General features: G+C 71.1%; 26 protein-coding genes and 2 pseudogenes. 13 read left to right on the forward strand and 15 right to left on the reverse strand.

The annotated features are described in order from the left end of the window. Positions 1-151 precede the first annotated feature (151 nt). Entirely contained in the window at positions 152-1,144 is a 993-nt protein-coding gene (locus AB0C38_RS15565; protein ID WP_360672678.1) for a putative zinc-binding metallopeptidase, read from the forward strand. A 24-nt stretch (positions 1,145-1,168) separates the two neighbouring features. Here AB0C38_RS15565 and AB0C38_RS15570 read toward each other — a convergent pair whose 3' ends face one another. Next, entirely contained in the window at positions 1,169-1,654 is a 486-nt protein-coding gene (locus AB0C38_RS15570; RefSeq protein ID WP_360672680.1) for a DUF4383 domain-containing protein, read from the reverse strand. A 503-nt stretch (positions 1,655-2,157) separates the two neighbouring features. On the opposite strand from AB0C38_RS15570, the gene AB0C38_RS15575 reads away from it, so the two are divergent. The 3 genes and pseudogenes from AB0C38_RS15575 to AB0C38_RS15585 all read left to right on the forward strand — a co-directional run. Continuing rightward, the gene (locus AB0C38_RS15575) at positions 2,158-2,925 is read left to right on the forward strand and encodes a hypothetical protein (RefSeq protein ID WP_360672682.1); all 768 of its coding nucleotides are present in this window, start codon (positions 2,158-2,160) and stop codon (positions 2,923-2,925) included. Positions 2,926-2,927: 2 nt separating this feature from the next. Further along, positions 2,928-3,916, forward strand: a pseudogene (locus AB0C38_RS15580) (glycosyltransferase). A 70-nt stretch (positions 3,917-3,986) separates the two neighbouring features. Beyond that, a pseudogene (locus AB0C38_RS15585) lies at positions 3,987-4,252 on the forward strand (SRPBCC family protein); the annotation flags it as partial. Between the two features lie 25 nt (positions 4,253-4,277). Here AB0C38_RS15585 and AB0C38_RS15590 read toward each other — a convergent pair. Then, positions 4,278-4,775 (reverse strand): STAS domain-containing protein, encoded by a 498-nt coding sequence (locus AB0C38_RS15590; protein WP_360672685.1) that lies wholly within the window; start codon positions 4,773-4,775, stop codon positions 4,278-4,280. A gap of 254 nt (positions 4,776-5,029) precedes the next feature. Here AB0C38_RS15590 and AB0C38_RS15595 point away from each other — a divergent pair, with 254 nt between their 5' ends. Further along, positions 5,030-6,037, forward strand: coding sequence for a DUF5914 domain-containing protein (locus tag AB0C38_RS15595; RefSeq protein WP_360672688.1), 1,008 nt, complete (start codon positions 5,030-5,032; stop codon positions 6,035-6,037). Here AB0C38_RS15595 and AB0C38_RS15600 read toward each other — a convergent pair whose 3' ends face one another. The 8 genes from AB0C38_RS15600 to AB0C38_RS15635 are packed head-to-tail and all read right to left on the reverse strand — an operon-like array spanning position 6,038 to position 13,537. Next, complete coding sequence (locus AB0C38_RS15600) at positions 6,038-7,543, reverse strand: FAD-dependent oxidoreductase (RefSeq protein ID WP_360672691.1); 1,506 nt, start codon at positions 7,541-7,543, stop codon at positions 6,038-6,040. Continuing rightward, complete coding sequence (locus AB0C38_RS15605) at positions 7,540-8,241, reverse strand: class I SAM-dependent methyltransferase (protein WP_360672693.1); 702 nt, start codon at positions 8,239-8,241, stop codon at positions 7,540-7,542. The genes AB0C38_RS15600 and AB0C38_RS15605 overlap by 4 nt, the downstream gene beginning before the upstream one ends. Then, the gene (locus AB0C38_RS15610; RefSeq protein ID WP_360672696.1) at positions 8,238-8,558 is read right to left on the reverse strand and encodes a lycopene cyclase domain-containing protein; all 321 of its coding nucleotides are present in this window, start codon (positions 8,556-8,558) and stop codon (positions 8,238-8,240) included. The genes AB0C38_RS15605 and AB0C38_RS15610 overlap by 4 nt, the downstream gene beginning before the upstream one ends. Then, positions 8,555-8,905, reverse strand: a complete 351-nt coding sequence (locus AB0C38_RS15615; RefSeq protein WP_360672699.1) for a lycopene cyclase domain-containing protein — start codon at positions 8,903-8,905, stop codon at positions 8,555-8,557. The genes AB0C38_RS15610 and AB0C38_RS15615 overlap by 4 nt, the downstream gene beginning before the upstream one ends. Position 8,906: 1 nt before the next feature. Then, the gene (locus AB0C38_RS15620) at positions 8,907-9,875 is read right to left on the reverse strand and encodes a phytoene/squalene synthase family protein (protein WP_360672701.1); all 969 of its coding nucleotides are present in this window, start codon (positions 9,873-9,875) and stop codon (positions 8,907-8,909) included. Then, the gene (gene crtI / locus AB0C38_RS15625; protein WP_360672703.1) at positions 9,872-11,392 is read right to left on the reverse strand and encodes a phytoene desaturase family protein; all 1,521 of its coding nucleotides are present in this window, start codon (positions 11,390-11,392) and stop codon (positions 9,872-9,874) included. The genes AB0C38_RS15620 and crtI overlap by 4 nt, the downstream gene beginning before the upstream one ends. Beyond that, positions 11,389-12,462: a polyprenyl synthetase family protein gene (locus AB0C38_RS15630; protein ID WP_360672707.1), complete on the reverse strand. Its 1,074-nt coding sequence runs from the start codon at positions 12,460-12,462 to the stop codon at positions 11,389-11,391. The genes crtI and AB0C38_RS15630 overlap by 4 nt, the downstream gene beginning before the upstream one ends. A 37-nt stretch (positions 12,463-12,499) precedes the next feature. Further along, positions 12,500-13,537 (reverse strand): acyl-CoA desaturase, encoded by a 1,038-nt coding sequence (locus tag AB0C38_RS15635; RefSeq protein ID WP_360672710.1) that lies wholly within the window; start codon positions 13,535-13,537, stop codon positions 12,500-12,502. 241 nt (positions 13,538-13,778) lie between these two features. Between AB0C38_RS15635 and AB0C38_RS15640 the strand changes: the two genes are divergently transcribed. The 3 genes from AB0C38_RS15640 to AB0C38_RS15650 are packed head-to-tail and all read left to right on the forward strand — an operon-like array spanning position 13,779 to position 15,615. After that, positions 13,779-14,558 (forward strand): hypothetical protein, encoded by a 780-nt coding sequence (locus tag AB0C38_RS15640; RefSeq protein ID WP_360672713.1) that lies wholly within the window; start codon positions 13,779-13,781, stop codon positions 14,556-14,558. Further along, positions 14,555-15,013 carry a phage holin family protein gene (locus tag AB0C38_RS15645; RefSeq protein WP_360672716.1) on the forward strand — a complete coding sequence of 153 codons (459 nt, stop codon included), beginning with the start codon at positions 14,555-14,557 and terminating at the stop codon, positions 15,011-15,013. Before AB0C38_RS15640 ends, AB0C38_RS15645 begins: the two co-directional genes overlap by 4 nt. Next, positions 15,010-15,615: a DUF3618 domain-containing protein gene (locus AB0C38_RS15650; RefSeq protein WP_360672719.1), complete on the forward strand. Its 606-nt coding sequence runs from the start codon at positions 15,010-15,012 to the stop codon at positions 15,613-15,615. Before AB0C38_RS15645 ends, AB0C38_RS15650 begins: the two co-directional genes overlap by 4 nt. Before the next feature lie 102 nt (positions 15,616-15,717). On the opposite strand, the gene AB0C38_RS15655 is transcribed toward AB0C38_RS15650, so the two are convergent. The 3 genes from AB0C38_RS15655 to AB0C38_RS15665 form a co-directional block, all read right to left on the reverse strand. After that, on the reverse strand, positions 15,718-16,116 hold the full coding sequence (locus AB0C38_RS15655; protein WP_360672722.1) for an ankyrin repeat domain-containing protein: 399 nt from the start codon (positions 16,114-16,116) through the stop codon (positions 15,718-15,720). A gap of 12 nt (positions 16,117-16,128) precedes the next feature. Then, complete coding sequence (locus tag AB0C38_RS15660; protein WP_360672725.1) at positions 16,129-18,372, reverse strand: catalase; 2,244 nt, start codon at positions 18,370-18,372, stop codon at positions 16,129-16,131. Between the two features lie 130 nt (positions 18,373-18,502). Continuing rightward, positions 18,503-18,709, reverse strand: coding sequence for an ATP-binding protein (locus AB0C38_RS15665; protein ID WP_360672728.1), 207 nt, complete (start codon positions 18,707-18,709; stop codon positions 18,503-18,505). A gap of 200 nt (positions 18,710-18,909) precedes the next feature. On the opposite strand from AB0C38_RS15665, the gene AB0C38_RS15670 reads away from it, so the two are divergent. Both AB0C38_RS15670 and AB0C38_RS15675 read left to right on the forward strand, forming a co-directional pair. Continuing rightward, complete coding sequence (locus tag AB0C38_RS15670; protein ID WP_360672731.1) at positions 18,910-19,362, forward strand: DUF6292 family protein; 453 nt, start codon at positions 18,910-18,912, stop codon at positions 19,360-19,362. A gap of 172 nt (positions 19,363-19,534) precedes the next feature. After that, positions 19,535-20,281: a GAF and ANTAR domain-containing protein gene (locus AB0C38_RS15675; RefSeq protein WP_360672734.1), complete on the forward strand. Its 747-nt coding sequence runs from the start codon at positions 19,535-19,537 to the stop codon at positions 20,279-20,281. 24 nt (positions 20,282-20,305) lie between these two features. On the opposite strand, the gene AB0C38_RS15680 is transcribed toward AB0C38_RS15675, so the two are convergent. Next, positions 20,306-20,488, reverse strand: a complete 183-nt coding sequence (locus tag AB0C38_RS15680) for a hypothetical protein (RefSeq protein ID WP_360672736.1) — start codon at positions 20,486-20,488, stop codon at positions 20,306-20,308. A gap of 144 nt (positions 20,489-20,632) precedes the next feature. Between AB0C38_RS15680 and AB0C38_RS15685 the strand changes: the two genes are divergently transcribed. From AB0C38_RS15685 to AB0C38_RS15695, 3 genes are all read left to right on the forward strand, one after another. Further along, positions 20,633-21,070 (forward strand): Hsp20/alpha crystallin family protein, encoded by a 438-nt coding sequence (locus AB0C38_RS15685; RefSeq protein ID WP_360672739.1) that lies wholly within the window; start codon positions 20,633-20,635, stop codon positions 21,068-21,070. Between the two features lie 398 nt (positions 21,071-21,468). Further along, positions 21,469-21,906 (forward strand): hypothetical protein, encoded by a 438-nt coding sequence (locus AB0C38_RS15690; protein ID WP_360672742.1) that lies wholly within the window; start codon positions 21,469-21,471, stop codon positions 21,904-21,906. Between the two features lie 647 nt (positions 21,907-22,553). Then, complete coding sequence (locus AB0C38_RS15695) at positions 22,554-22,754, forward strand: hypothetical protein (RefSeq protein ID WP_360672745.1); 201 nt, start codon at positions 22,554-22,556, stop codon at positions 22,752-22,754. Between the two features lie 27 nt (positions 22,755-22,781). Here the strand turns inward: AB0C38_RS15695 and AB0C38_RS15700 are convergent, their stop codons facing one another. Beyond that, positions 22,782-23,231, reverse strand: coding sequence for a MarR family winged helix-turn-helix transcriptional regulator (locus tag AB0C38_RS15700; protein ID WP_360672748.1), 450 nt, complete (start codon positions 23,229-23,231; stop codon positions 22,782-22,784). Positions 23,232-23,244: the final 13 nt, after the last annotated feature.

Consider the following 23,244-nt stretch of genomic DNA (forward strand, 5'->3'; position numbering starts at 1 on the left):
CTCGTCACCGTCGTCGCCGTCATCGTCGGCGGCGCACTGCTCGGCGTCGTCGGCGCCCTCGTCGCCATCCCCATCGCCGCCGCACTCCTGCTCCTCGTCAGGGAAGTCCTCTACCCACGGCTCGACCGCACCTGACCGGAAGGACGTCCAGTTGCGCACGTTCACCTGCCCCCACTGCGCGAACCTGCTGTTCTTCGAAAACTCGGCCTGCGTGGTGTGCGGCACCGACGTCGGCTACGACCGCGCCACCCGGTCGATGCTCCGCACGACCGGAAGCGATCGCTGCGCCAACGCCGAACTCGCCGGCTGCAACTGGCTCGCCGCGGACGGCCCCCTGTGCGGCTGCTGCACGCTGACCCGGACCCGCCCCGCCGACGAAGACGTCGACGCCCTCGAAGCCTTCCGCGCCGCGGAAGCCGCCAAACGACGGCTCGTCTACCAGCTGGACGACCTCGGCCTGCCCGTGACACCACGGACCGCCGATCCCCTGCACGGCCTGGCCTTTGACCTGCTCTCCAGCACGGACCGTCCGGTGACCACCGGGCACGCCGGCGGCGTGATCACCATCGACCTGGCCGAGGGCGACGACGGGTTCCGCGAAGGCCTGCGCGCGCGGCTGGCCGAGCCGTACCGCACCCTCCTCGGCCACTTCCGGCACGAGACCGGCCACTGGTACTGGGACCGGCTGGTCGCCGACGCGCCCGCCGCGTTCCGGGACCTGTTCGGCGACGAACGAGCCGACTACCAGGAGGCACTGGAGAAACACTACGGAAGCGACGCCGGCACCGGCTGGGCAGAGGACCACGTCAGCCATTACGCGGCCGCGCACCCCTGGGAGGACTGGGCCGAAACCTTCGCCCACCTCCTGCACATCCGCGACACCGTGCAGACCGCCGCGGCGCTCGGCGTCCTCGTGGCCGGCACGCCGATCGCGCCCCACCCCGGCAGCCGGGTCGACGCCGTCCCCGAAGACCGGACCGACGACGTCGACGACCTGATCGCGACCTGGATCCCGCTCTCGCGCGCCCTCAACCAGCTCAACCGCAGCATGGGCAAGGACGACCTCTACCCGTTCGCCCTGTCGCCCGTGGTGCACACGAAACTCCGGTTCGTCGGCGCGATCGTGGCCGCGAACCGGGCGTGAAGGAGCCGGCATGGACGCTCACGGTCAAGATTCGACAGGCCCGGCACGCCGGGCCCGCAGAACCCGGAACGCCGCATACGACAGCAGCGCGGCGCCGGCCATGGTGACCAGGTGCAGGATCACGTCGGCCCAGTTGAGGTTGATCCGGTCACCGGTGCCGACGGTGAGCACCAGGATGCTGTACGCGTTGAACCCCGCGAACCCGATCGCGAGGGCGAGTGTGTAGATCGCGGTGCCGGTGACCTTGCGAGCGGCCAGGAGACCCAGCACGCCGACGAGCGTGTGCAGGACGTTCATGAGCGGGCTGACGCTGAAGATCAGGAACGTGTACTGCGGCTGGTGTGTCCCGAACGGACCGGCGGACGTGGATCCGGCGTTGCCGGGGACGAAGAACCCGGCAACGCCGAGCACGAAGTAGACCACGCCGAGCGACAACGCGGCGAGCCGCACTGGCGTGCCTTGGCCTCGCCTCTCGCTGGTGTCCTCATGGGTGCGGATGGGGGTGGGCATACAGCTCTCCGTTCTCGGCCGGATTCCGCGGTTACCCGGGGACATCGGCCAGAAACCCGCGGAAACGGCGAGCTCCCGTGACGGAGCCGACACCGAACGCCCGGCATCATCAAACGTAGGTCCGGGGCTCCTCAGAAATGTCGCAACAAACGGCGGTGAGCCCTGGTGGCAGAACTGATCTTCGCAGTGAGGCGTGCATACCTCCCGCAGTGTCCGAATGTTTGCGGTGGCACGTCGGGGGCATCCGCCTCACGAAGAGCCACACTGGCTCGGGTACCACACCCCAGACCCGGTGTTCAACGGCGAGCGTCACGTGTTCGCAGAAGTCGCCCCGACAATTCTGGTTCGATCTCTCTCGCTCAACTCCGGTAACGCCATCGGAGCTTTTCAGCTGACCAACCCGTGAGGCGTCTGCCGACGGCACGGGCAGTCCTGCCGTCATTCGAACGATCGGCCGTTCCGCTCACGTCCGGCCGGTCACCGGACCACCCGAGGAGACCCCCATGCCCACCGAACGCGAACGCAACGACCGCGGCACCACCCCTGACTCAGCGCAGCCCACCACTCAGGAACCCGGTCGACGGGAGTCGGCGGTTCGCAGCCGGCTGACCGGCCGGTCCGGTCCCGGACAGCACACCGCTGTCGACCGGACCGAACTCGATCACCACAGCGCGCTGGAGCAGGACATCGAACCTTCCCGCGGAGATCTCCTCCACGAGCAGAAGGAGCGCTTCGGTGGCATCAAGTGGGGCTCGGCGTTCTTCGGCTGGCTCACCGCGATCGGCACCGCTGTCCTGCTCTTCGCGCTGCTCACCGCGATCGGCGGGATTATCGGCCTGTCACTCACCGACGACAGCCGGCAAGCGGCCGGCCAAGCCGCGCAGAACGCCGACATGACGCAGACCGCAGGAGTCGTCAGCGCCATCATCGCGGCGGCCGTCCTGCTGATCGCCTACTACTGCGGCGGCTACGTCGCCGGACGCATGGCCAGGTTCAACGGTATGAAGCAAGGCATCGCCGTCTGGGTCTGGACGATCGTCATCACCGTCGTCGTCGCGATCCTCGCCGCCATCGCCGGAGACCGGTTCGACGTCATGAGCCGCGTCGACGGGCTGCCGAAACTCCCCGTCAGCGACGACGCCGCCACCATCACGGCGATCATCGGTGCGGTCGTCGCGCTCATCGTCGCCCTGGTCGGAGCGATCCTCGGCGGCCTGGCCGGAATGCGGTTCCACCGCAAAGTCGACCGCGCCGACCTCGGCACGCCCTGACCGTGAAGATCGCGATGGTGTCGGCGCACGCCAGTCCGCTGGGAGCCGCGGGGGAAGCCGATACCGGCGGCCAGCACGTCCACGTCGACGAGCTGGCCTCGGCGATGACCAGAGCCGGGCACGACGTGATCGTCTACACCCGGCGCGAATCCCGGAGTGTCCGTTCCAGAGTGGACACCCCGGCCGGGTACCCCGTGGTGCACGTGCCGGCCGGGCCACCCCGGCGGACCCCGGAAGCCGGCCTGGTGCCGTTCACCGGCGAGTTCAGCGACTTCCTGCGAGCCCGATGGGTGACGGATCCACCTGACTTGGTCCACGCTCACTCCTGGATCTCCGGGATCGCGGCCGCCCTCGCGACGAGCGAACTCGGGATCCCGTTCACGCAGACCTTCCACACGCTCGGGAGCGTGGAGCAGCGGCACGGGGGCGAGCGAGCCACCGGCCTCGCCGACCGGACACGGATCGAGCGGATGGTCGGTCGGCGCGCCGACCGGACCATCGCCACCTGCTCGGCGGCCCGGAACACGGACCACTGGCAGACGACGCCGAAGCTCGCCGGTTGCGGCACCTGGCGACCCGGCTGGGCGTAGCCGGTCGCGTCCGCTGGCCGGGGCGGATCGCCCGGGCGGGCAGGCCCGGGTTGCTGCGCTCGGCGGACGTCGTGGTGTGCACGCCGCGGTACGAGCCGTTCGGGATGGTGGCGCTGGAAGCCATGGCCTGCGGTGTACCGGTGGTCGCCGCGGCGGTCGGAGGGCTGACCGACACGGTCGTCGACGGTTTCACCGGACTTCTCGTACGGTCCAGGCAGCCGGGTGCCGTGGCGTATGCGATCCGTCGGCTGCTCGGCGACCCCGCGCTGCGCGGTGCCTACGGCGCCGCGGGCCAGGACCGGGCGAACGCGCGTTACTCGTGGAACCGGGTCGCCGCGGACACGGTCCGGGCCTACCTCATGGCCGCAGCCGGCCGCCTGCCGACTGCGAAATCACGCTGAGCACCTGCAGCCCAGTCCACAGACAAGGCCTACAGACGACCTCAGCTGTCCCTGATGAGCGGAGAATGCTGTGACCGAAGTCAGCCGGATGGTTGGCGTACCACCGGAAGCTGTGTTCGCTGTGCTCGCCGACGGGTGGTCCTTCGGCGGGTGGGTCGTCGGCAGCTCGCACATCCGGGTCGTCGACGAGGACTGGCCCGCCGTCGGTGCCCGGAACACGCCGTCCGGGGGCCGGGCAAACTGCTGCCGGACGCCGTGCAAGCGTTGCTGCTGCGCTCGCGCAACAAGGAATCATCGGCCCGCTTGGCCGACATCGCCGTCGGCCGGCACACACGCACCCCGGATTGGAGCGGACCGATCCTCACCGGACGAGCCGGAGCCTTTCCGCCATGCCGAACAGCTCGGTCAAGCCCAGTTGCTCGAAGCCCCGCCGGACCGTCGGAGACGCGATCACCGAAAGCTGCGCCGAAACCTCCCGGCAGCGCTGTTCCAGGTCGAGCAGCATGGTGACGCCACACGCGGACAGGAAACCCACCCCGCTCAGATCGACGAGCACCTGGTGGTGCGGTGTCCGGCAGAGCGCGTTCAGCTCGTCGGCCAACTGGGAGGCGGTGACCAGGTCAACGTCTCCGCGCACGGTCACGATCGCGGCACCGGGGCGGGGATGAAGAGTTTTCACATCCAGTGACGAACGCCCGTCGGCGTCGATGATGGTGAAAGGCCAAGCCATGGTGGCTCCCGACGCTCGAAATCCGAGGTTGCCGGCGGGCGAGGTCCAGGCCAGGCGAAAACCGTGCTGTGACTGTCTGTTCAACCACGTAGCGCCACCATAGCTGCGCGATTCGGCGCGAACAACCATCCTCGGACGAACAGGTCGAAGGCCGCAGCAAGAAGAATTGCCCCTCGCCGAGGACCAGCACGTGACCGGCTGAAGAGAATTCCGGTTTACCCACGAGTACGGCGGGTAGCCGATCACTGGCCATGTATTGCGCCGAACATGGCGAAGGGCCCACCGCGTCACCGGACGGCCGCTTCCTCTCCGTGAGAGGTCACTCTTGAGGAGCACCGGCCGTCCAGCGCGTGCGAGGCACGGCCACCGGCGAGGAGCCCGACATGAGCGTGAGATCCCGGATCACCGGGCACTGGCCGCAGCGCTGGCCTGTGCAGCCGTTCAGCGAGGCGCGCTGGCCCCGGCAGCGCCCCACCTACCAGGAGGCGAGTCCCGCGGTGATCGAAGCCGCGGTGAAACGCGGCGAAGCCCGGCCATCCGGCAACTGGTACGTCGTGGGCGCCTCCCGGGACGTCCGCCCGGACGCACCGCTGGGCGCGGCGGTCGCCGGCCGCGAACTGGTCCTTTGGCGAGACGACGGCGGCGTGCTCCGCGCCGGGCCGGGCGCGTGCCCGCACCTCGGCGCACCGCTGGCCGAGGCCAAGCTCGACTGCGGAGAACTGGTCTGCCGGTGGCACGGCCTGCGGCTTGGCGCCGGCACGCGCGGCGCGTGGTCTCCGGTGCCGTGTCACGACGACGGCGTGCTCACCTGGGTCCGGCTCGACGACCTCGGCGGTGAGCCGCCGACCGATGCTCCCGTCCTGCCCGAGCGCCCGGCGCCCGAGACCTCCGTCGAGGCGGTCGCGGCGCTGACGGGAGTCTGCGAGCCGGCCGACGTCGTCGCGAACCGGCTGGACCCGTGGCACGGCGCCTGGTTCCACCCGTACTCCTTCGCCCGGCTGCGGGTGCTGGACGCGCCCGTGGCCCTGGACGTCGCCGAGGAGGACGACCGGTTCCTGGTCGAGGTCACGTTCCGGCTCGCCGGTCGCTGGGGTGTCCCCGTCCGGGCCGAGTTCACCTGCCCGGAACCGCGGACCGTCGTCATGCGGATCACCGACGGCGAAGGTGCCGGCAGCGTCGTGGAGACCCACGCGACCCCGCTCGGCGCCGGTGCGGACGGCCGCCCCCGCACCGCCGTCACCGAGGCGACGATCGCCACGTCCGGCCGGCCGGGGTTCGCGCTCGCCCGGCACGCGGCGCCGCTCCTGCGGCCGCTGATGCGTCGCACCGCGGCCCGGCTGTGGCGGGACGACCTCGCCTACGCCGAGCGCCGCTACCAGCTCCGCGGCTGATCAGCGGCGGCGGACCGCGAACCGTCCGTGGTTGGGCACCGTCGTCAAGGGGTGCCCGGCCAGTCCCCAGCCCGCCAGCAACACCCCGGCCGCGGTGAACCCCGTTGTCGCAGCGCGTTCCATCAGCGCGACCGGGAGGTCGACGCGGATCCCGTCACCGGCCAGGACCACGTCCGGGTCCGGGGTGGTGACCGTCGGGCGAGCGGGGAAGGTCCCGACGCCGAAGAGCGGGCAGTCCTGGCGCCACAGGGACACCTCGTCGACGATGCGCGCGCCGGCCGTCTCCGGGTAGAGCGCGTGGAGCCGGTCCAGCGCCCGGCGGGACACCGCCGCGCGATCGGCCGTGTCGACGGCGTACGCGTGCAACTCGACGACACTGCCCCCGGTCTTCACTGCCCATCGGCCGGCTTCCCCTTCGTACCGGTCGAGGACGCTGATGTTGTCCAACGGCCGCAGGCTGCCCGTGCCGAGGAACGGCGACCGCTCCGGCGCGACCCCCCGGTCCAGCCACAACCGCCGCACCAGGAAGGGCGGCGCCTCCCGCACCGCCGCCACCCGATTCCGCCACGCGTCGTCGCCGAGGGCGGGCGACGCGGCGACGAGCCGGCGCAGGCCGCCCGGGTCGCAGGCCAGCACCACGGCGTCGACCGGGAGCGCCGGGCCGTCCCCGGGGTGGACGACGAGCCGTCCCGTCCGGTCGCGGTCGATCGACGACACCGCCACCCCGAGCCGCACCGAAACGTCCGATGTAGACAAATAGCCGACCAGAGGATCCCACAGTGCCTGGGAAAACGGCTCGGTCGGGACGTCGAAGACCAGACCCTCACTCGACCCGAGGAAGTACAGGTGGAACATCACCGCGAGCTCGGCCGCCGACAGCCTGCCGGGGTCGGCGAAGAAGCTGCGGGAGAACACTTCGAAAGCCAGATGCCGGGCCGCCAAAGGAAAGTTGAGCCGCTCCAGGAACGTGGCCGCGTCGATCCCGTCGAGGCGCTCGTAGATCTCCGGGACGCGCACGGTCACCAGCGGCCACGCGGCCCGCGGCTTGAGCCGCAGCAGGTCTGCGGTGCGGAAGGTGGGGCTGCGCAAGGCGAACGCGAGCGCGTTCCACGGCGGGGTGCGCGGCAGCCCGGCGAACGTATCGGTGCGTCCGCGCGCGTCGAGCAACGGGTAGTCGTGCAGCGGCGCCAGCCGGTCCAGGCCGGGGTCGGTGCGCCGCAGCAGCGCGCGAAGGTTGTAGTACTGCCGGAAGAACGCGTGGAAGCCGCGGCTCATGGTGACCGCGCTGCCGTCGGCCAGGGTGTGCGGCCACCCGCCGGCCCGGCCACCCGCGTACTCCTCGCGCTCGAACACCGTCACGGCCACACCGCGTTCGGCCAGTGCGGTGGCCGCGGCCAGCCCGGCGATTCCCGCGCCGACCACGGCGACCGCCGGACGGCGTCCGAGGTCCCGCGCGTGGGCCACGCCCGGCGGGGCGGGGATCCGCGTCCGGCGGCGATCGCTCATCGGGCGGTGGCCGTGACGGTGTGGGCGATGCCGCGCTGCCAGCCGCTCATCGGGTGGACGCGGACGTCGGTGAAGCCGGCCCGGTCGAGCCGCCCGGCCAGTGTCCCGAGCCCGTCGAAGGCCAGGACGCTGCGGCGCAGGTGCCGGTACAGCGTCGCGTCCCCGGTCACCAGCCGGCCGGCGGGGATCACGATCGTGCCGCACACCAGGTTCCAGACCACCCGGGCGCGTCGCGAGTCCCGCACGGAGTACTCGTGCAGGGCGAGGCGGCCGCCGGGACGCAGCGCCGTCCGGAACGCGGTCAGCTGCCGGTCCGGGTCCGCCAGGTTGCGCAGCAGGTAGGCCGCGAAGATCCCATCGAAGTCCTCGCCGGCACCGAAGTCTTCGATGCGACTGTGCACGAAGGTCACCGTCGCCGGCCAGGACTTCCGGCGCGCCTCGGCGAGCATGCCGGCCGAAGCGTCGACGGCGGTGATCCGCGCGTGCGGGAACGCGGTCAGCAACGCCGCGGTGGAGGCGCCGGTGCCGCAGCCGGCGTCGAGGAGGCGCAGCCCGGCGCCGCCCAGCCGGCGGGCCGACAGCCGCAGCTGCGCGTGGTAGCCGGGGTTCACGGCGACCAGTCGGTCGTAGGCGGCCGCTCCGGCGTCGAAGGCCGGCGGGACGCGCTCGCGGGAGAGCCCACCACGGTCGAGGGTCACGGGGACTCCTTCCGGCGGGCCCGCTCCCAGAGCATCAGCACCGCGGTGACGAGGGCGAACCCGAACAGGAAGTCTTCGACCGGGATGTCCCACGGGAACCGCAGGCCGGTGATCTGGTCCGGGGCGTAGCGCACGATCGGGGCGCTGAGCTTGGTCAGCCAGCCGTCGACCGGAATCTGGAACGCGGTGACGATCACCATCGTGATCCAGTACCGGGCCTGGCGGAACAGCCCGGAGCGGACGATGAGCACCTCGGCCCCGACCACGACGAGGACCGCCGCGACCACGGGCACGGTGTACCCCCAGGGAACCGTCACGACCGCGACCCGGCGCGGTCGCGGCGGCGGAGCCGGGCGCCCACGGTGAGCATCAGCCCGACCGCCTCGTAGGTCATCACCCCGCAGATCGGCACGACAACGAAGAACAGGATCTCCTCCAACGGGATGTTCCCGGGCGCGCGCAGGCCGGAGACGAACGCCGGGTCGTAGGACCAGACGCCCGCGCTGATCGCCAGCACGTCCCAGAGCAGGAAGACCGCCGCCACCGGCAGGACGGCCCGCGCCAGCCGCCGCGGCCGGCGGTAGACGCGGGCGCCGGCGAGCTCCAGCGGCAGCGTGACCAGCACGCAGGCGGCGAGCACGAGCAGGTACTCGGCCCGGCCCACCTCAGGTCACCCCCGCCGGGATCGGCACGGCGGGCGGCCGGTGGCGGCGACGCGCCCACAACGCCCGGGTCAGGGCCCCGGAAGCGACGGCCAGTCGCCGCTTCCGCGAGACGGTGGCCCGGCCGGCGAAGACGTCGAGGTCCTGGTCCTCCAGCCGGTCGAGGATCCGGGCGTAGAGCGTCAGCGCGGTGGCGACGCACGGGCGGGACACCGGGTGCAGCATCGCGACGCCGGGCGCGGCCTGCCGGTAGACCGCGCGGGTGGTGGCGATCTGATCGGCCAGTGCCCGCCGGACCCGGGCTTCGACCTCGCCGCGCGTGGCGCACCAGGTGAGCAGGTCGCGGTCGACGCCGAAGGCGGCCAGCTCGTCGGCGGGCAGGTAGACCCGGCCGCGATCGAGGTCCTCGGCGACGTCGCGCAGGAAATTGGTCAGCTGGAACGCTTTGCCGAGCGCGGCGGCCCGGAGTGCGGCCTCGTCGAAGCTCACCGTGGTGCCGAGGATCGGCAGCACCTGCAGGCCGATGACCTCGGCGGAGCCGTGCACGTACGCGTCCAGCTCGGTCCGGTCGCGGTAGTCCGTCTTCGTGAGGTCCAGCCGCATCGACCGGATGAACGCGCTGAAGTACGCCGCGGGAATCCCGTAGCGGACGGCTGTGTCGATCACCGCGCACAGCAGCGGATCGGCACTCTTCCCCGACGTCAGACCGGCCGTCAGCCCCGATTCGGCCTCGGCGAGGCGAGCCTCGAGCAGCTCGGGGGTCACGCCCGGTGCCGGCTCGTCGACGATGTCGTCCAGCCGACGCGCGAACGCGTAGAGCGCGTGGATCGCGGGCCGCTGGGCCGGGCTCAGCATCGCCGTGGCGAGGAAGTACGTCCGGCCGTGCGCCGCGTTGACCCGGCGGCACCACGTGTACGCGGCCCGCAGGCCGGGGTCGTGGATCCCGGCCGCGTCGAGTTCCCGGTTGGTCATGGTGTTCCTTTCGCCGCGAGGTCGATCGCCGTCCGGCGCGGGCCCGGTTCCGGGCCGGTCACGCGGTCGGCGGCGAGCCGCCCGGACAGCAGCACGGTCGGCACCCCGACACCCGGGACGGTTCCCCCGCCGGCGAGCACGACGTTGCTCACGCCCCGCGGCAGGTTCCGCGGCCGAAAGGGGCCGGTCTGCGGGAACGAGTGCGCGTAGCTGAACGGGGTGCCGGCCACCATCCCCTGGGCGGCCCAGTCCGCCGGGCTCAGCACCCGGCGCATCTCCGGTACGAAGTCCGGCAGCAGGCGCTCCCGGACGACTGCGGCCAGCTCGTCGGCGTAGCTTTCGGCAAGACCGGCCCAGTCACGCGGACCGCGTTCCAGGTTCGGGACCGGCGCCAGGACGGAGTACAGCTCCTTGCCCGGCGGTGCGAGGGAGGCGTCCGTCGCCGTCGGCCGGGTGATCAGCAGGGACGGGTCGCTCATCAGCCGTCCCGTCTTGATCAGCTCGTCGAACGTCGTCGCCCACGCGCCGCCGAAGGAGATCGTGTGGTGACCGAGGTCCGCCGCGGCCGACGGCAACCCGGCGTGCAGCACCACCGCCGACGGCGCCGCCCGCAGCCGCACCGGGCGTTTCGGCGTCCGGCCCAGGAGCCGGTAGCTCACCGCAAGCTCCGTGGCCAGCACCACGGCGTCGCAGGGGACGCGCTGACCGTGTCCGGTGTGGACGGCCGTGATCCGGGTTCCCCGGCGTTCCAGGGAAACCACGGGCTCGCCGTACCGGAAGGTCACCCCGGCACCGGCCGCCGCGGCGGCCATCGCGCGGGGCAGTTCGGCGACGCCGCCTTCCGGGAAGACCACACCGCCGACGGTGTCCATGTACGAGATCACGGCATAGAGGGCCAGCGCCCGCATCGGCGACTCGCCCGCGTACAGCGCCTGGAAGCTGAAGACCCGCTGAAGCCGTTCGTCGTGCAGGAACGACGCGATCTTCGGGGTCAGCCGCCGGAACCCGCCGAGGGCGACGAGCCGCGCGAGGTCACCGGACAGCAGGCCGAACGGCGAGTCGACGTTGGCCGCGACGAACCGGCCGAACTCGACGTCATGAAGCCGGGTCAGCCAGGCGCGCAGCCGCCGGTAGCCGTCCGCCTCCCGCGGCCCGGCGAACGCGCGGACGGCGTCGGCCATCCGGTCGCCGTCGGCGTGCACGGCGAGGCCGCTGCCGTCGGCGAAGCACGCGGTGTAGGCGGGGTCGAGCGGGCGCAGGCGGAGGTGGTCGTCGAGGTCCGCCCCGACGGCGGCGAAGGTGTCCCGCATGATCCCGGGCATGGTCAGCACGGTCGGGCCGGTGTCGAGCCGGTAACCGCCGTGGTCGAGCCGTCCCGTCCGGCCGCCGGGGCCGGCGTCGCGTTCGAGCACGGTGACGCTCCGGCCGCGCCCGGCCAGGTGCATCGCCGTCGCCAGCCCGGCCAGGCCCGCACCGACGACGACCACGTGGTCGCCGCGGCCCTCGATGCGCCTCATCGGGCCCGCTCCGTGCAGGAGGACGCCAGCTCGGCCAGGGCGGCCCGGGCGGGGTCGGGGAGCCCGGCGCGTTCGACGGCCTCGAGCGCGTCCGCCGAGCGCCGCCCGATCATCCGCTCCAGCTCGCCGGGGGCGCCGGTGGCCGCGATGAGCGCCTGCCAGCGCCGGACGTCGGCGGGTTCGACGGCGTCGAGGCGGGTCAGCGCGCGCAGCTCGCGGGCCTGCGCGGGGTCGGCCAGCTCGGCCGCCAGCACGACGACGCTCGTCGCCTTCCGGTCCCGCAGGTCCTCCCCCACGGGCTTGCCCGTCACCCGCGGGTCGCCGAACACGCCGAGCAGGTCGTCGCGGAACTGGAAGGCTTCGCCGACCAGGCGTCCGTAGGCGCTCAGACCGGCCAGCTGCTGCTCGCCGCAGCCCGCCAGCGCCGCACCGAATTCGAGCGGGCGGCGCACGGTGTAGTTGCCGGACTTACGCCGAAGCACATCGAGCACCGAGTCCCACCCGGGCGCTCGGCCGGCGTCGTTCACCAGGTCGGAGAACTGGCCGACGGCCAGCTCCGCACGCAGGTCGTCGTAGCGTGGCCAGCCCCGGCTCAGCGCTGCGGCCGGCAGGCCGCACTCGCGCAGCATCCGCTCGCTCCACACCAGGAACAGATCGGCGAGCAGGACGGCCGCCGACTCGCCGAACTTCTCCGGCGAACCGGACAGGCCTTCCTCCCGGTGCCACTGCGCCATCCTGCGGTGCAGCGCCGGTTTCCCGCGGCGAAGGGAAGATCCGTCCATCACGTCGTCCTGGACCAGCGCGAAGCAGTGCAGGAGCTCCAGGCTCCCGGCGGCCCGCAGCGCGGCGTCCGACTCCGCGCCGCCGCACGTCCAGCCGATGTAGGCGAACACGGGGCGGAGGAACTTGCCTCCGGCCAGGAAGGACGTCAGCGCGTCCGCGACGAAGCCGCCGCCCCGGTGGCCGCCGAGCTCGTCCCGGCACCGCGCCACGACGAACTCGTGGGTCACGGTCAGGCACTTCGACCGGATTTCCTTCAGCCGCACGCCTGGCTCGAGATCGGCTCCCACGAGGCGCTCCTCTGCGTCGTCCATCGTCCGATGTGGACTAGTGCGCCGCGCGGAGCGGTGCGCTGACGTCGTGCAGGTGCCGCAGGACGTAGTAGTAGGTCTTGAACAGCCCGCACTGGGCGTAGTCGATCCCGTGGTCCTCGCAGAACTTCCGCACCAGTGGTTGCGCACGGCGCAGGTTGACCCGGGGCATGCTCGGGAACAGGTGGTGCTCGATCTGGTAGTTGAGCCCGCCGAGGGTGAAGTCGACCCACCGGCCGCCGCGGACGTTGCGGCTGGTGAGCACCTGCTTGCGCAGGAAGTCCAGCTTCGTCTTGTCGGTGTAGGTCGGCATGCCCTTGTGGCCCGGTGCGAACGAGCAGCCCATGTAGACGCCCCACAGTCCTTGGTGGACGGCGATGAACGCCACCGCCACCGGCGGGGACAGCACCACGAACACCGCGCCCAGATAAATACCGATGTGGGCGAACAGGAGCACCGCTTCGAGCCGGCGATGCTTGACCTCGTCGTCCCGTACGGCCTGGATGCCGGCCCAGTGCAGGCTCAGCCCTTCCAACAGCAGCAACGGGAAGAACAGGAAAGCCTGGTACTTCGACGTCCAGCGCACCAGCCCGTGCTTGTCTCCCGTCTGCCCGCGGGTGAAGGCGAGCAACGGGATGTCGATGTCGGGGTCGTCGTCCTCGTGGTTGGGGCTGGCGTGGTGACGGGTGTGTTTGCCCATCCACCAGCCGTAGCTCATCCCGACGATCCCACCCAAGGCGTAGCCGAGACGGTCGTTGGCCCGGCCGGTGCGGAAGATCTGGTTGTGGCCCGCGTCGTGGCCGAGGAACGCGATCTGGGCGAACATCACGGCGAAGAACACCGCGGTCGCCAGCTGCCACCACGAGTCGCCCAGCGCCACGAACGCGACGCACCCGCCGGCCAAGGCGAGCAGGGTGAGGGTGACCTTCACCGCGTAGTAGCCGTAGCGGCGGTCGAGCAGACCTTCGCGCCGCACGAGGCGGCCGAGGTCTCCGAAGTCGTTGCGCGACGTCGCGCGGGTCTCGGCATCGCTGCGCACAGCAGACGTAACCATGCAGGTCCTTCCGGGTTCGGCGTCGCCGGGGACTCGGGCGACCGCTGATTACTCGCGGCGGGTTCCCGGACCCGTCCGCCGCCAAACGATTCCCCCGGCGGTGTCTCCGGAATCCCGCACGGACCAGCGCTTGCGTGCCCCGGTTTATCACCGAACGGCTCGGGTAGCCGAGCCCACTACCAGCCGATCCCGCGTCGGCGCCGTCGAGGCACGGAGCTGCCTCTTCCACCGGAGGTTCCTTATGACACACGGACAGGGTGGCCAGTCGCCGCCCACGCAGTACCCGAGCGAATCACCCTCGAAGCCGGAGGCCGCCAAGGACGAAGCACGCGAACTCGCCACGACCGCCGCCGACCGCGGCGGCGAAGTGGCACACACCGCGGTCGACGAGGCGAAGAACGTCGCGGCACACGCTCAGCACGAAGCGCGTGATCTGCTCCGTGAAGGCCGGGCCCAGCTGGAGTCCCAGGCCCGGGACGGCCAGCGGAAGGCGGCGGAAAGCCTCCACCAGCTCGCCGGCCAGCTCGAGCGGATGGCTGAGAAGACCGACTCCCCCGGCGTCGCCTCCGACGTCGCGCGGCAGGTGTCCGGGCGGACCCGATCGGTCGCGGACTGGCTCGAGCACCGGGAGCCCGGCGACCTGCTCGACGAAGTGCGGCGCTTCGCCCGCCGTCGCCCCGGCACGTTCCTCGTGGGCGCGGCGGTGGCGGGCGCCGTCGTCGGCCGGCTCACCCGGGGCGTCGTCGCCCAGCAGCAGGAATCCTCCGGGGACAAGGCTTCCTCGAACGGCCAGGCAGCGGCACCGCAGCCCTTGCCCGCGACCCCGCATGTGCCGCAACCCTCTGCGCTCCTGCCGGCCGACGCCGGTCACCCGGCCGCGGCCCCGCCGTTGCCGCAACCGTCGGCACCGCAGCCGGGGGGCGCGGGCTACCCGGCCGGCCCTGGCGGGTACACCGCGCCGCAGCCGCCGGGCGCTGTCCCCGTGCCCGGCTTCTCTGCGCCGGGGCAGGCACCGCGATGACCCAGCCGCCGCCCGCCGCCGCGCCCCCGGTGACCCCACCCGCCGCCGCACCTCCCGCGGCCCCACCAGTCAACGTCGCCGACACCTCGGTCGGCGAGCTGCTGACCAACGTCATGAAGGACGTCTCCACCCTGGTGCGCCAGGAGGTGGAACTGGCCAAGGCCGAGGTGAAGGTCGAGGCGGGCAAGGCCGCGAAGGGCGCGGGCATGCTCGGTGGAGCCGGGTTCGCCGGCTACATGATCGTGCTGTTCCTGTCCCTCGCCCTCTGGCAGGGCCTGGCCAACGTGATGGACGAGGGCTGGGCCGCGCTCGTCGTCGCCGGCGTGTGGGTGATCGCCGGCGCCGTGCTGTACACGAACGGGCGGCGCGAGCTCCGCCGGGTCAGCCCCAAACCCGACCGCACCGTCGAGACGCTGCAGCAGGTCCCGGACGCACTGAAAGGCGAACGACCATGACCGAAGCCGACCGGATCCGCCGTGAGATCGAAGGCACGCAACGGAACCTGAGCACGGACGTGAACGCGTTGACCGAGAAGGTCAGCCCGGGCCGCGTCGTCGAACGCCGCGTCACCCGGGTGCGCTCGGCACTGGGCGGGGCGAAGGACCGGGTCATGGGCACCGCGGCCGGCCAGGCCTCGACCGCGGGTGACAAGGTGGGCGCCGTCGCCTCGGCGGCCGGGGACAAGGTCAGCTCGGCCGCCGACACCGTCGGCGACGCCCCGGAGTCGATCCGCCGGGGCACGCGGGGCAACCCGCTGGCCGCCGGCCTGATCGTCTTCGGCGCCGGCTGGCTCGTCTCGTCCCTGCTCCCGGCGAGCGAGGCGGAGCGCAAGCTCGCCGGCCAGGCGACGGACCTGGCCCAGGAGCACATCGTGCCGGTCGCCCGGCAGGCGGCCGAAGAGGTCAAGGAGAACCTGCGTGAGCCGGTGCAGCAGGCCGCCGACTCGGTGCGGTCCGAAGCCACCGACGCGGCGACGACTGTCAAGGACCAAGCGCGCTCGGCGACCGAAGACGTCTCCGGCCGCGCTCAGGAAGCCCAGCAGAACCTGCGCGGCTGAGCGATCCCGAGGTGCGGTCCGGCCACCGCACCTCGGGCTCTTGCTGGACGTGTTCCTGCACGGTTTGGTGGAAACCGAACGCTGCCATCCGCCGGCCCGCGGCTATCCGCGGTGCTGAACGAGAAGCGTGAGCATCTCGGGCAGGTCGAAGAAGCGGGCGATGTCGAGCGCGGACCGCGGGCCGAGGGCGGGGTCGGCGCCCGCGGCCAGCAAGTGGGTGACGCTGCGCTGGGAGCGGCGGAACACCGCCGCTCCCAGCGCGGTCTGGCCCCGGTCGTTGACCCGCGCCGTGTCAGCACCCGCGTCGAGCAGCGCACGGACCATCTCCGGGTGGTCGTGGTACGCGGCGAGCATGAGCAGTGAGTCGCCGGCCTCGTTGGTGAGGTTCACCGGTATCCCGGCCTCGATCGCCTCCGCCAGCCGTTCGGTGTCGCCGGTGCGGGCGAGGTCGAACAGCGAGCGGAGGTAGTCGAGTTCCTCATCGGTGAGTGCTTCGGTCACGACCGGCCTCTCTCAGGAGATCGACGTTGGGAATCGCTCCCACACGCGGTGGGCCCCGAGCAGCTTCGTGGTCTTCGCCAGCACCACTGCCGGATCGTCGTCGAGGACGACCCCCGGTCCGGTGGCACAGCCGGCGGCCTCGAGCGCGGCTCGCCCGCTTCCCCACGCGCCGATGGCTTTCGCGTGCCGGAAGCACTCCTGGACGATCAGGACGACCCGGGGATCGACGGCGTCGTCCCCGGCGGGCAGCACGTCCGCGCCGGGCGGCGGGCTGCCCGCGAGCAGCAGGGCGTCGAATTCGACCGAACGAGCGGTGAGGAAGGTGCGCTGGGCGACCAGGCCGCTGTCGGCGTCGAGCGGTCCGCCGGTCGGCGCGATCAGCAGCGGCACCATGCCTTCGGCCAGGATGGTTTCCCGGACCGCGCGCACCCCGTCGAGGTCGGTGGGGTCGACCACGATCCCGATGATGCGCCCGTCGGTCGGCCACGTCCCGCCGATCTGCGAGAGCGCTGCGCTCGGCGTGACCTTCTTCTGCCGCCCGGGAACGGCCGGGGCCGGAAGACCGAGACCCTGCGCCACCTTCTGACTCAACTCGCGGTCCACATTGGCCAGGACGAGCAGCTCGCGTTCCTTGATCGCCTGCTCGTAGCACTTGCCGAGTTCGAAGGTGAACGCCAGCACGACGTGCTGCTTCTCGATCGGCGACAGGCTCAGCCAGAACAACCTCGCCTGCGTGTAGTGGTCGGTGAACGACACCGGTGACTGCCGGACCTTCGCGGATTTCGGCAGCGGCTGAGCCACCTCGACGAACGGTTTCGCCTCGGCACCAGCCTCGAACGGGTTACCGCCGTCGAGGGTATTCGGCTTGTACGGGGCGACGCCGCCGTGGATCGCCTGCTGGTGGAAGCCGTCGCGCGTCATGTCGTTGACCGGCACGTGCGGGCGGTTGACGGGGATCTGGTTGAAGTTCGGCCCCGCCAGCCTCGTCAGCTGGGTGTCCAGATAGGAGAACAGCCGCGCGTGCAGCAGCGGGTCATCGGTGACGTCGATGCCGGGCACCAGGTTCCCGACGTGGAACGCGACCTGCTCGGTCTCGGCGAAGTAGTTCGTGGGGTTCCGGTTGAGCGTCAGCATCCCCACCGGCTGCACCGGAGCGAGTTCCTCCGGGACCAGCTTGGTCGGGTCCAGCAGGTCGATGCCTTCGAACGTCTGCCTCGGCGTGTCCGGGAAGATCTGCACGCCGAGCTCCCACTGCGGGAACGCGCCGGACTCGATGGCGTCGGCGAGGTCGCGGCGGTGGAAGTCCGGGTCGACGCCGTTGAGCAGCTGCGCCTCCTCCCAGACCAGGGAGTGCACGCCCAGCTTCGGCTTCCAGTGGAACTTCGCGAGCGCGGACTCCCCGTCGGCGTTGACGAGCCGGAAGGTGTGGACCCCGAAGCCCTCCATCGTCCGGTAGGAGCGGGGGATCGCGCGGTCGGACATCTGCCACAGCACGTGGTGGGTGGCTTCGGTGTGGGTCGACACGAAGTCCCAGAACGTGTCGTGGGCGCTCTGCGCCTGCGGGATCTCCCGGTCCGGGTGCGGTTTGGCCGCGTGGATGATGTCGGGGAACTTGATCCCGTCCTGGATGAAGAAGACCGGGATGTTGTTGCCGACCAGGTCGAAGTTGCCTTCCTGCGTGTAGAACTTCGTCGCGAACCCCCGGGTGTCGCGCACGGCGTCGGCCGATCCGCGCGAGCCGACGACCGTGGAGAACCGCACGAACACCGGCGTCTCGACCCCGTTGCCCAGGAAGCCGGCCTGGCAGACGTGCGAGGCCGTGCCGTAGCCGACGAACACCCCGTGCGCGCCGTAGCCACGTGCGTGCACGACCCGCTCCGGGATGCGCTCGTGGTCGAAGTGCATGACCTTCTCGCGCAAGTGGTGATCCTGCAGCAGAGTCGGGCCCCGCTCCCCCGCTTTCAGGGAATGGTCGGTGTCAGGCAGCCGGACGCCGACCGTCGTGGTGAGGTACTCACCCTGCTGCCCCACCGAGAGCTTCGGCGCGCCGGTGGGCGCGCCCGTCGGGGTGACCGTTTCCGGCCCGTCCTGGTCCGGTTTCGGCGGCAGCGGCCCACGCGGGTCGACCGGTTCCTCGATGGACGGAGCTTCACTACCGGGTGAGCCGGGGATCGGGGGGTTCGTCAGCTCGGTGACCTTCTCCACCGCCTTCTCGAGTGCGGTCTTCACAAGCTTGCCGGGGGTCTTGCGGGCCACTGCGTCCTCCTCGTGGTGGAAAGCTGAGGGGCCAGGTACCCGCGGATCCGCTGATTAACCGGCGACGACTCGATCAAGCCCCGACCAGAGCACGAGCCGCTGACGCTGACGCTGACGCTGAACAACTCAGCTAGCCGGCCTCGATGCAGGAAACCGCGACTTCGGCCCAGACCGTCTTCCCGGCCTCGAGCTGCCTCTTCCCCCATCGCCGACCGCAGGCGTCCACCAAGATCAGCCCGCGCCCGCCGGTGAGATCCGGCAGGCGCGATTCAGCCGGTCCGGGACTGGCATCGGTGACTTCGATTCGCACGCAGCCGAACTCGTGGGCGAGCAGCACCTGGGCAGGCGGGGCGCCGTGACACACACATTCGACACGAGCTCGTCCACCACCAGAATGGGCATACCCACGCCTGCGTGCCCCAAACCGAGGCCGAAAGGACCTTCCGATCTTCCGCGTCACGATTACGTCACCGCCGCTGGGGTAATCACGGGGAAAGGTGGTGTCGAACGCCGTAGTCGAGAATGGGCAGGTGGGCCATGAAGATCATTCCTCCCGTCGAGGCAGCCCTTCCCGGCTACATACGCGCCGTGGCGACGGAACTGGGGTTGCCGGCCGAAGACACCACCACCGAGTCGACCGAGCCGATGTGCGGGCAGATCCGTTTCGCCGGCCGACCGGCAGACCGCTCTGACCGAGACCTGCTCCTGATCTGGGACACCCTCGATGGCTGGCAACTCGCGGCCGCCGACGGCGCCTCGTCAGCGATGCACGTGATCGCCGCCCTACGAGGCCCGGCCCAGCCCGATCCGCGAGCGGTGGCGGACTTCACCCTCAACACCCTCCGCAGACGTGGGGAACGCCTCGTCCGCCGACAGTGCGACGGCGACCGACTGGCCCTGTTGCTCGATCGCCACACAGCCGACTTGACCGGCGGCACTCTGCCTTCTCGTTCGGCCCGTCCCGATTACCCCGCCGAAACCCGGTCGTAGCTCTCGCGCGGGCTCAGGACGGCATGCAACGGGGAATCCGGTCGCTCCCGAGCTCACACCACCCCGCGGGTCTCCACCGATGGCGCCAGGAACCTGGTCACGACCTGGTCTTCGGTAGAGCCGCACGCCGATCACCCGCGAGACCGAGCGCATCGCCCCGAAGGAGCGCCATATGGACGAGAACCTGCTTGACGAGCGGGACGCCGCACGGCGAGTGGACGACGTCACCGCCGCGTTGGACCGGCTGGCCGGCACCTTCACGGAAGAAGAGGCGCTGCCAGTGGTCCTGCAGCGGGTGTGTCAGCAGGTCGTACACGCGGTGCCGGACGCGGAACTCGCCAGCATCACCCTGCTGCGCGACGGCGACCCTTACACGGCGACGTCGACCTGTGACAGCGCGCACCACATCGACCAGGCCCAGTACAAAGCCGGGCAAGGCCCCTGCCTGGAAGCCGCCAGAACCGGTGAGCTCCAGCGGGTCAAGGTGGCCGAGGCGGCACAACAGTGGCCCGAGTTCGCCGCCGCGGCGGCCGAGTCAGCGGTGCTCGGCTACCTGTCCGCGCCGTTGTTCGTCGACAGCGAGTACCACGGTTCACTCAACCTCTACGACACCGGCGGCAACAGCTTCGGCGCTCTCGACGGAGCCCTGCTGGATCTCTACACCACCGCCGCCGAAGCGGCGCTTCGGAGCACCCGCCGGCACCAGACAGCCCGCGAGACGATGGAACAGCTACGCACTGCGCTGACCTCCCGTGCGGTGATCGACCAGGCGAAGGGCATCCTGATGGCCCTCCACCGCATCCCGGCCGACGACGCCTTCGCACTGCTCGTGAAGGCGTCACAGGAGCAGAATCTGAAGCTGCGCGAAGTCGCCCAGGACTTCCTCGACACTGCCCTGGCCGCCCCGGACCGACCTTGACACGAGGAAGTGGTTCTGCGGCGGTCAGGTGGCACGATCACGACGGTGCCCGGCAGCGTGGCGGCGCACCACGTCGACGTGATCGCCGAGCTGGTCGGCCGGGCCGGCATGATCACGTTCCAGGTGACCACGGACCGCCACCCGCGGAAGCGGCAGGCTGGTGACGTCGCCCAGTGCCGCACCAAGGCCGAGTTGCGCCGAGCCCACTCGGCGACCTCCTGCACGGCTCGAATCAGGCCCACTTCCCCACTTGTCATCCCTTCGACGACCAGTGACTTGTCATCGTTCCGATGACATGTTAGAAAAGTGGGGCGTGTTGACACCCGACATCGAACCCAGGAGGTGGAACCCATGTTGATGCGCACCGACCCGTTCCGCGAGCTCGACCGCTTCGCCCAGCAGGTCTTCGGCGGCCCCGGAACCTGGTCCAAGCCGGCCGCGATGCCCATGGACGCCTACCGCGCCGGCGACGAGTTCGTGGTCTGCTTCGACCTGCCGGGCGTCACCCCTGACGCGATCGAACTCGACATCGAACGCAACGTCCTCACCGTCAAGGCCGAACGACGGCCCCTCCCCGGCGGCAGCGACGTGCAGATGCAGGTCTCCGAACGCCCGCTGGGCGTGTTCTCCCGCCAGCTGTTCCTCGGCGACACCCTCGACACCGACCGCATCGCGGCCGACTACGAAGCCGGCGTCCTGACCCTGCGCATCCCGGTCGCCGAAAAGGCCAAGCCACGCCGCATCGACATCACCGGCGCAACCGGCGACCGCAAGGAAATCCCGGCCTGACGAGCCCACCCGGCGCAGGACCGGAAACCCCGATCCGGTCCTGCGCCGGCCCCGCCCGTCCCGAAAGACACTGTCCTCGAACGACACTGTCCCCGGAAGGCACCCGCACCCGTAACCGCATCGCTGCACATCCCGACCGGCCACCCCGCCCTCACCGCGCTGCGGAGTTCAGCAGCGGCCCTGCGCTCACCACCCGACAGTGGAGCGGCCCGGTCAGCGAGCGGACCGCCGTCGCCAAGCAGGCCGGCAGAGCAAAACGCCCGTCTGGTTTTCGGGTGCCTGCATCCGGGTGAATCGGATCGGCGCGGATAAACCTCGGCACCGGCGTCGGCGTGCTGACCTTTGGCCCTGGAGCATCACCGTGGGCATCGAGGCGACACCAACGGGAGGGAATCGTCATGTTCTCGACGCTGAGGTCCTTTGCGCATCGCACGCCACCAACCAGCCATCGCATCGGCCGATGCCGCGCGGCCGCGGCGATCGGCGCCGCCGCCGGACTCGTGCTCACGGGCGCGCCGGTCGCCACAGCCGCGCCAGCTTCGGTCACGAAGCCCGTGACCGTCTGGTACGGCGCGAGTTCCTTCAGCGGCACCGTCAACTTCAGCAACCGCACGGTGACCCTGCAGGGCAGGCTGCACGCCGTCGGCTGCCGCTACGTCGGAGGTGTTGCCTACGCAGGTAGCACAGGGCTCGGCTCCAACACCACGCCCTGGATCTGCAACACCGACACGACGGTGACGCTCCCGGTGCCCGCCAACCAACCCGGCGGCGCCGACAACGCCGACGTCATCCTCAAGGCCACCGACGGCCAAGGACTGAAGAACGTCCACAAGTAGCCGGCTTTCCGCAAGAGGTGCGATCGTGCGGGAGACTGGCGCGCCCGGCTTCCCCGCACGATCAGCGCAAAGCCCAGACGCCGGTGACCGTCGCCGGCATCGCCGCCGCGGCCGGGGTGTCCACCGACTTCACTGAGTCGGCGACAACGACCCCGGCCAATCCGGGAAGTACGCCGGGACCGCATCCAGCTCACCCAGCACCCCGGCAAGCCGGCCCAGGTTGCCCGGATCGACCGCGGGCACCACGTCGAGATCGTTCGGTCGCAGCCGGGCTGCCGTAAAGCACGAGCACTGCCGACCCGCTCAGCACCCACTCGACATCGCGCTCCCGCAGGAGGCGAATCAGCGGACCGGCCCGCAACGGTGAGCTTCCGGCTTGGGACTCTCCGCGGTGCCCGCGTCGAGGTAGGTCGGCAGTGCGGGCGTCGACGTCGAGCACGGGGTCGCGATGATCTCGCTGCCCGCGCTCGGCGCCGTCCTGGTGTGGCGCCGAGTCCGGGCGCTGCTGGTCCGCGTGGTGCGGCAACTGGTGTCGCGGCGGCTCGGGATCGACGGAGACCAGCGCGGGCAAGGAGGCCGTCGAGCGGCGCAAGGCCATGCTGTACAACGTTTCCACGGCGGCCACGCTGGCGATCGGGGTGGCGTGCATGTACACGATCCTGTTCGTGGTCGCACTGCTCGCGGTGGCCGTCGTGATCGACAGCGGCTATTTCGCACAGACCCCTGGTGTGGCTGTGCAGTTCGGTCGGGATCGTCGCCGGTGCGCTCGGGTCGAGCCTGGAGGACGAGGAGACCGTCGCGAACGGGAACGCCAAGCGCACAACCGGCACGGGCGGGAAGGCGAGTGACCGGCCAGCCACCGATGGACGCCGCCCCTAGTCGCCGGTCAAGCCTCGGCGGCGAGACCAGGCGCCGGCGTCCGTGACGTAGCGGACGAGCAGCCGCGCGAACTGCGTGCGTTCCTCCGGCGACCAGGCGGCCGTGATGTCCTCGAACGCCGCGCGCTGGTCGGTGGCGAACCGGGTTCGCTCGGCCTCACCGCGATCGGTGAGCTCCAGCACTGTCCGGCGACCGTCGGCCTGGGAGGCCGCCCGCCGCAGCAAGCCCTCGGCGATGCAAGCCGCGACCGTCCGGCTGGCCACCGGCTGCGCGACGCCCATCTCCGCGGCCAGCCCGCCGACGGTCATCTCGCCCGGGGCGTCGGCGACCACGTTCAGCACCAGATTGCGGGAGAGGTCCCGGCCCGAGGCCGGCGTACGCCGACGCAAGCGGGACAGGGCCGGGCCGATCTGGTCCAGCAGGGCATCTTCGGCGGAACTGCTCACCTCCCGGAGCGTA

The organism is Amycolatopsis sp. NPDC048633 (assembly GCF_040650695.1).
Lineage (GTDB): Bacteria > Actinomycetota > Actinomycetes > Mycobacteriales > Pseudonocardiaceae > Amycolatopsis.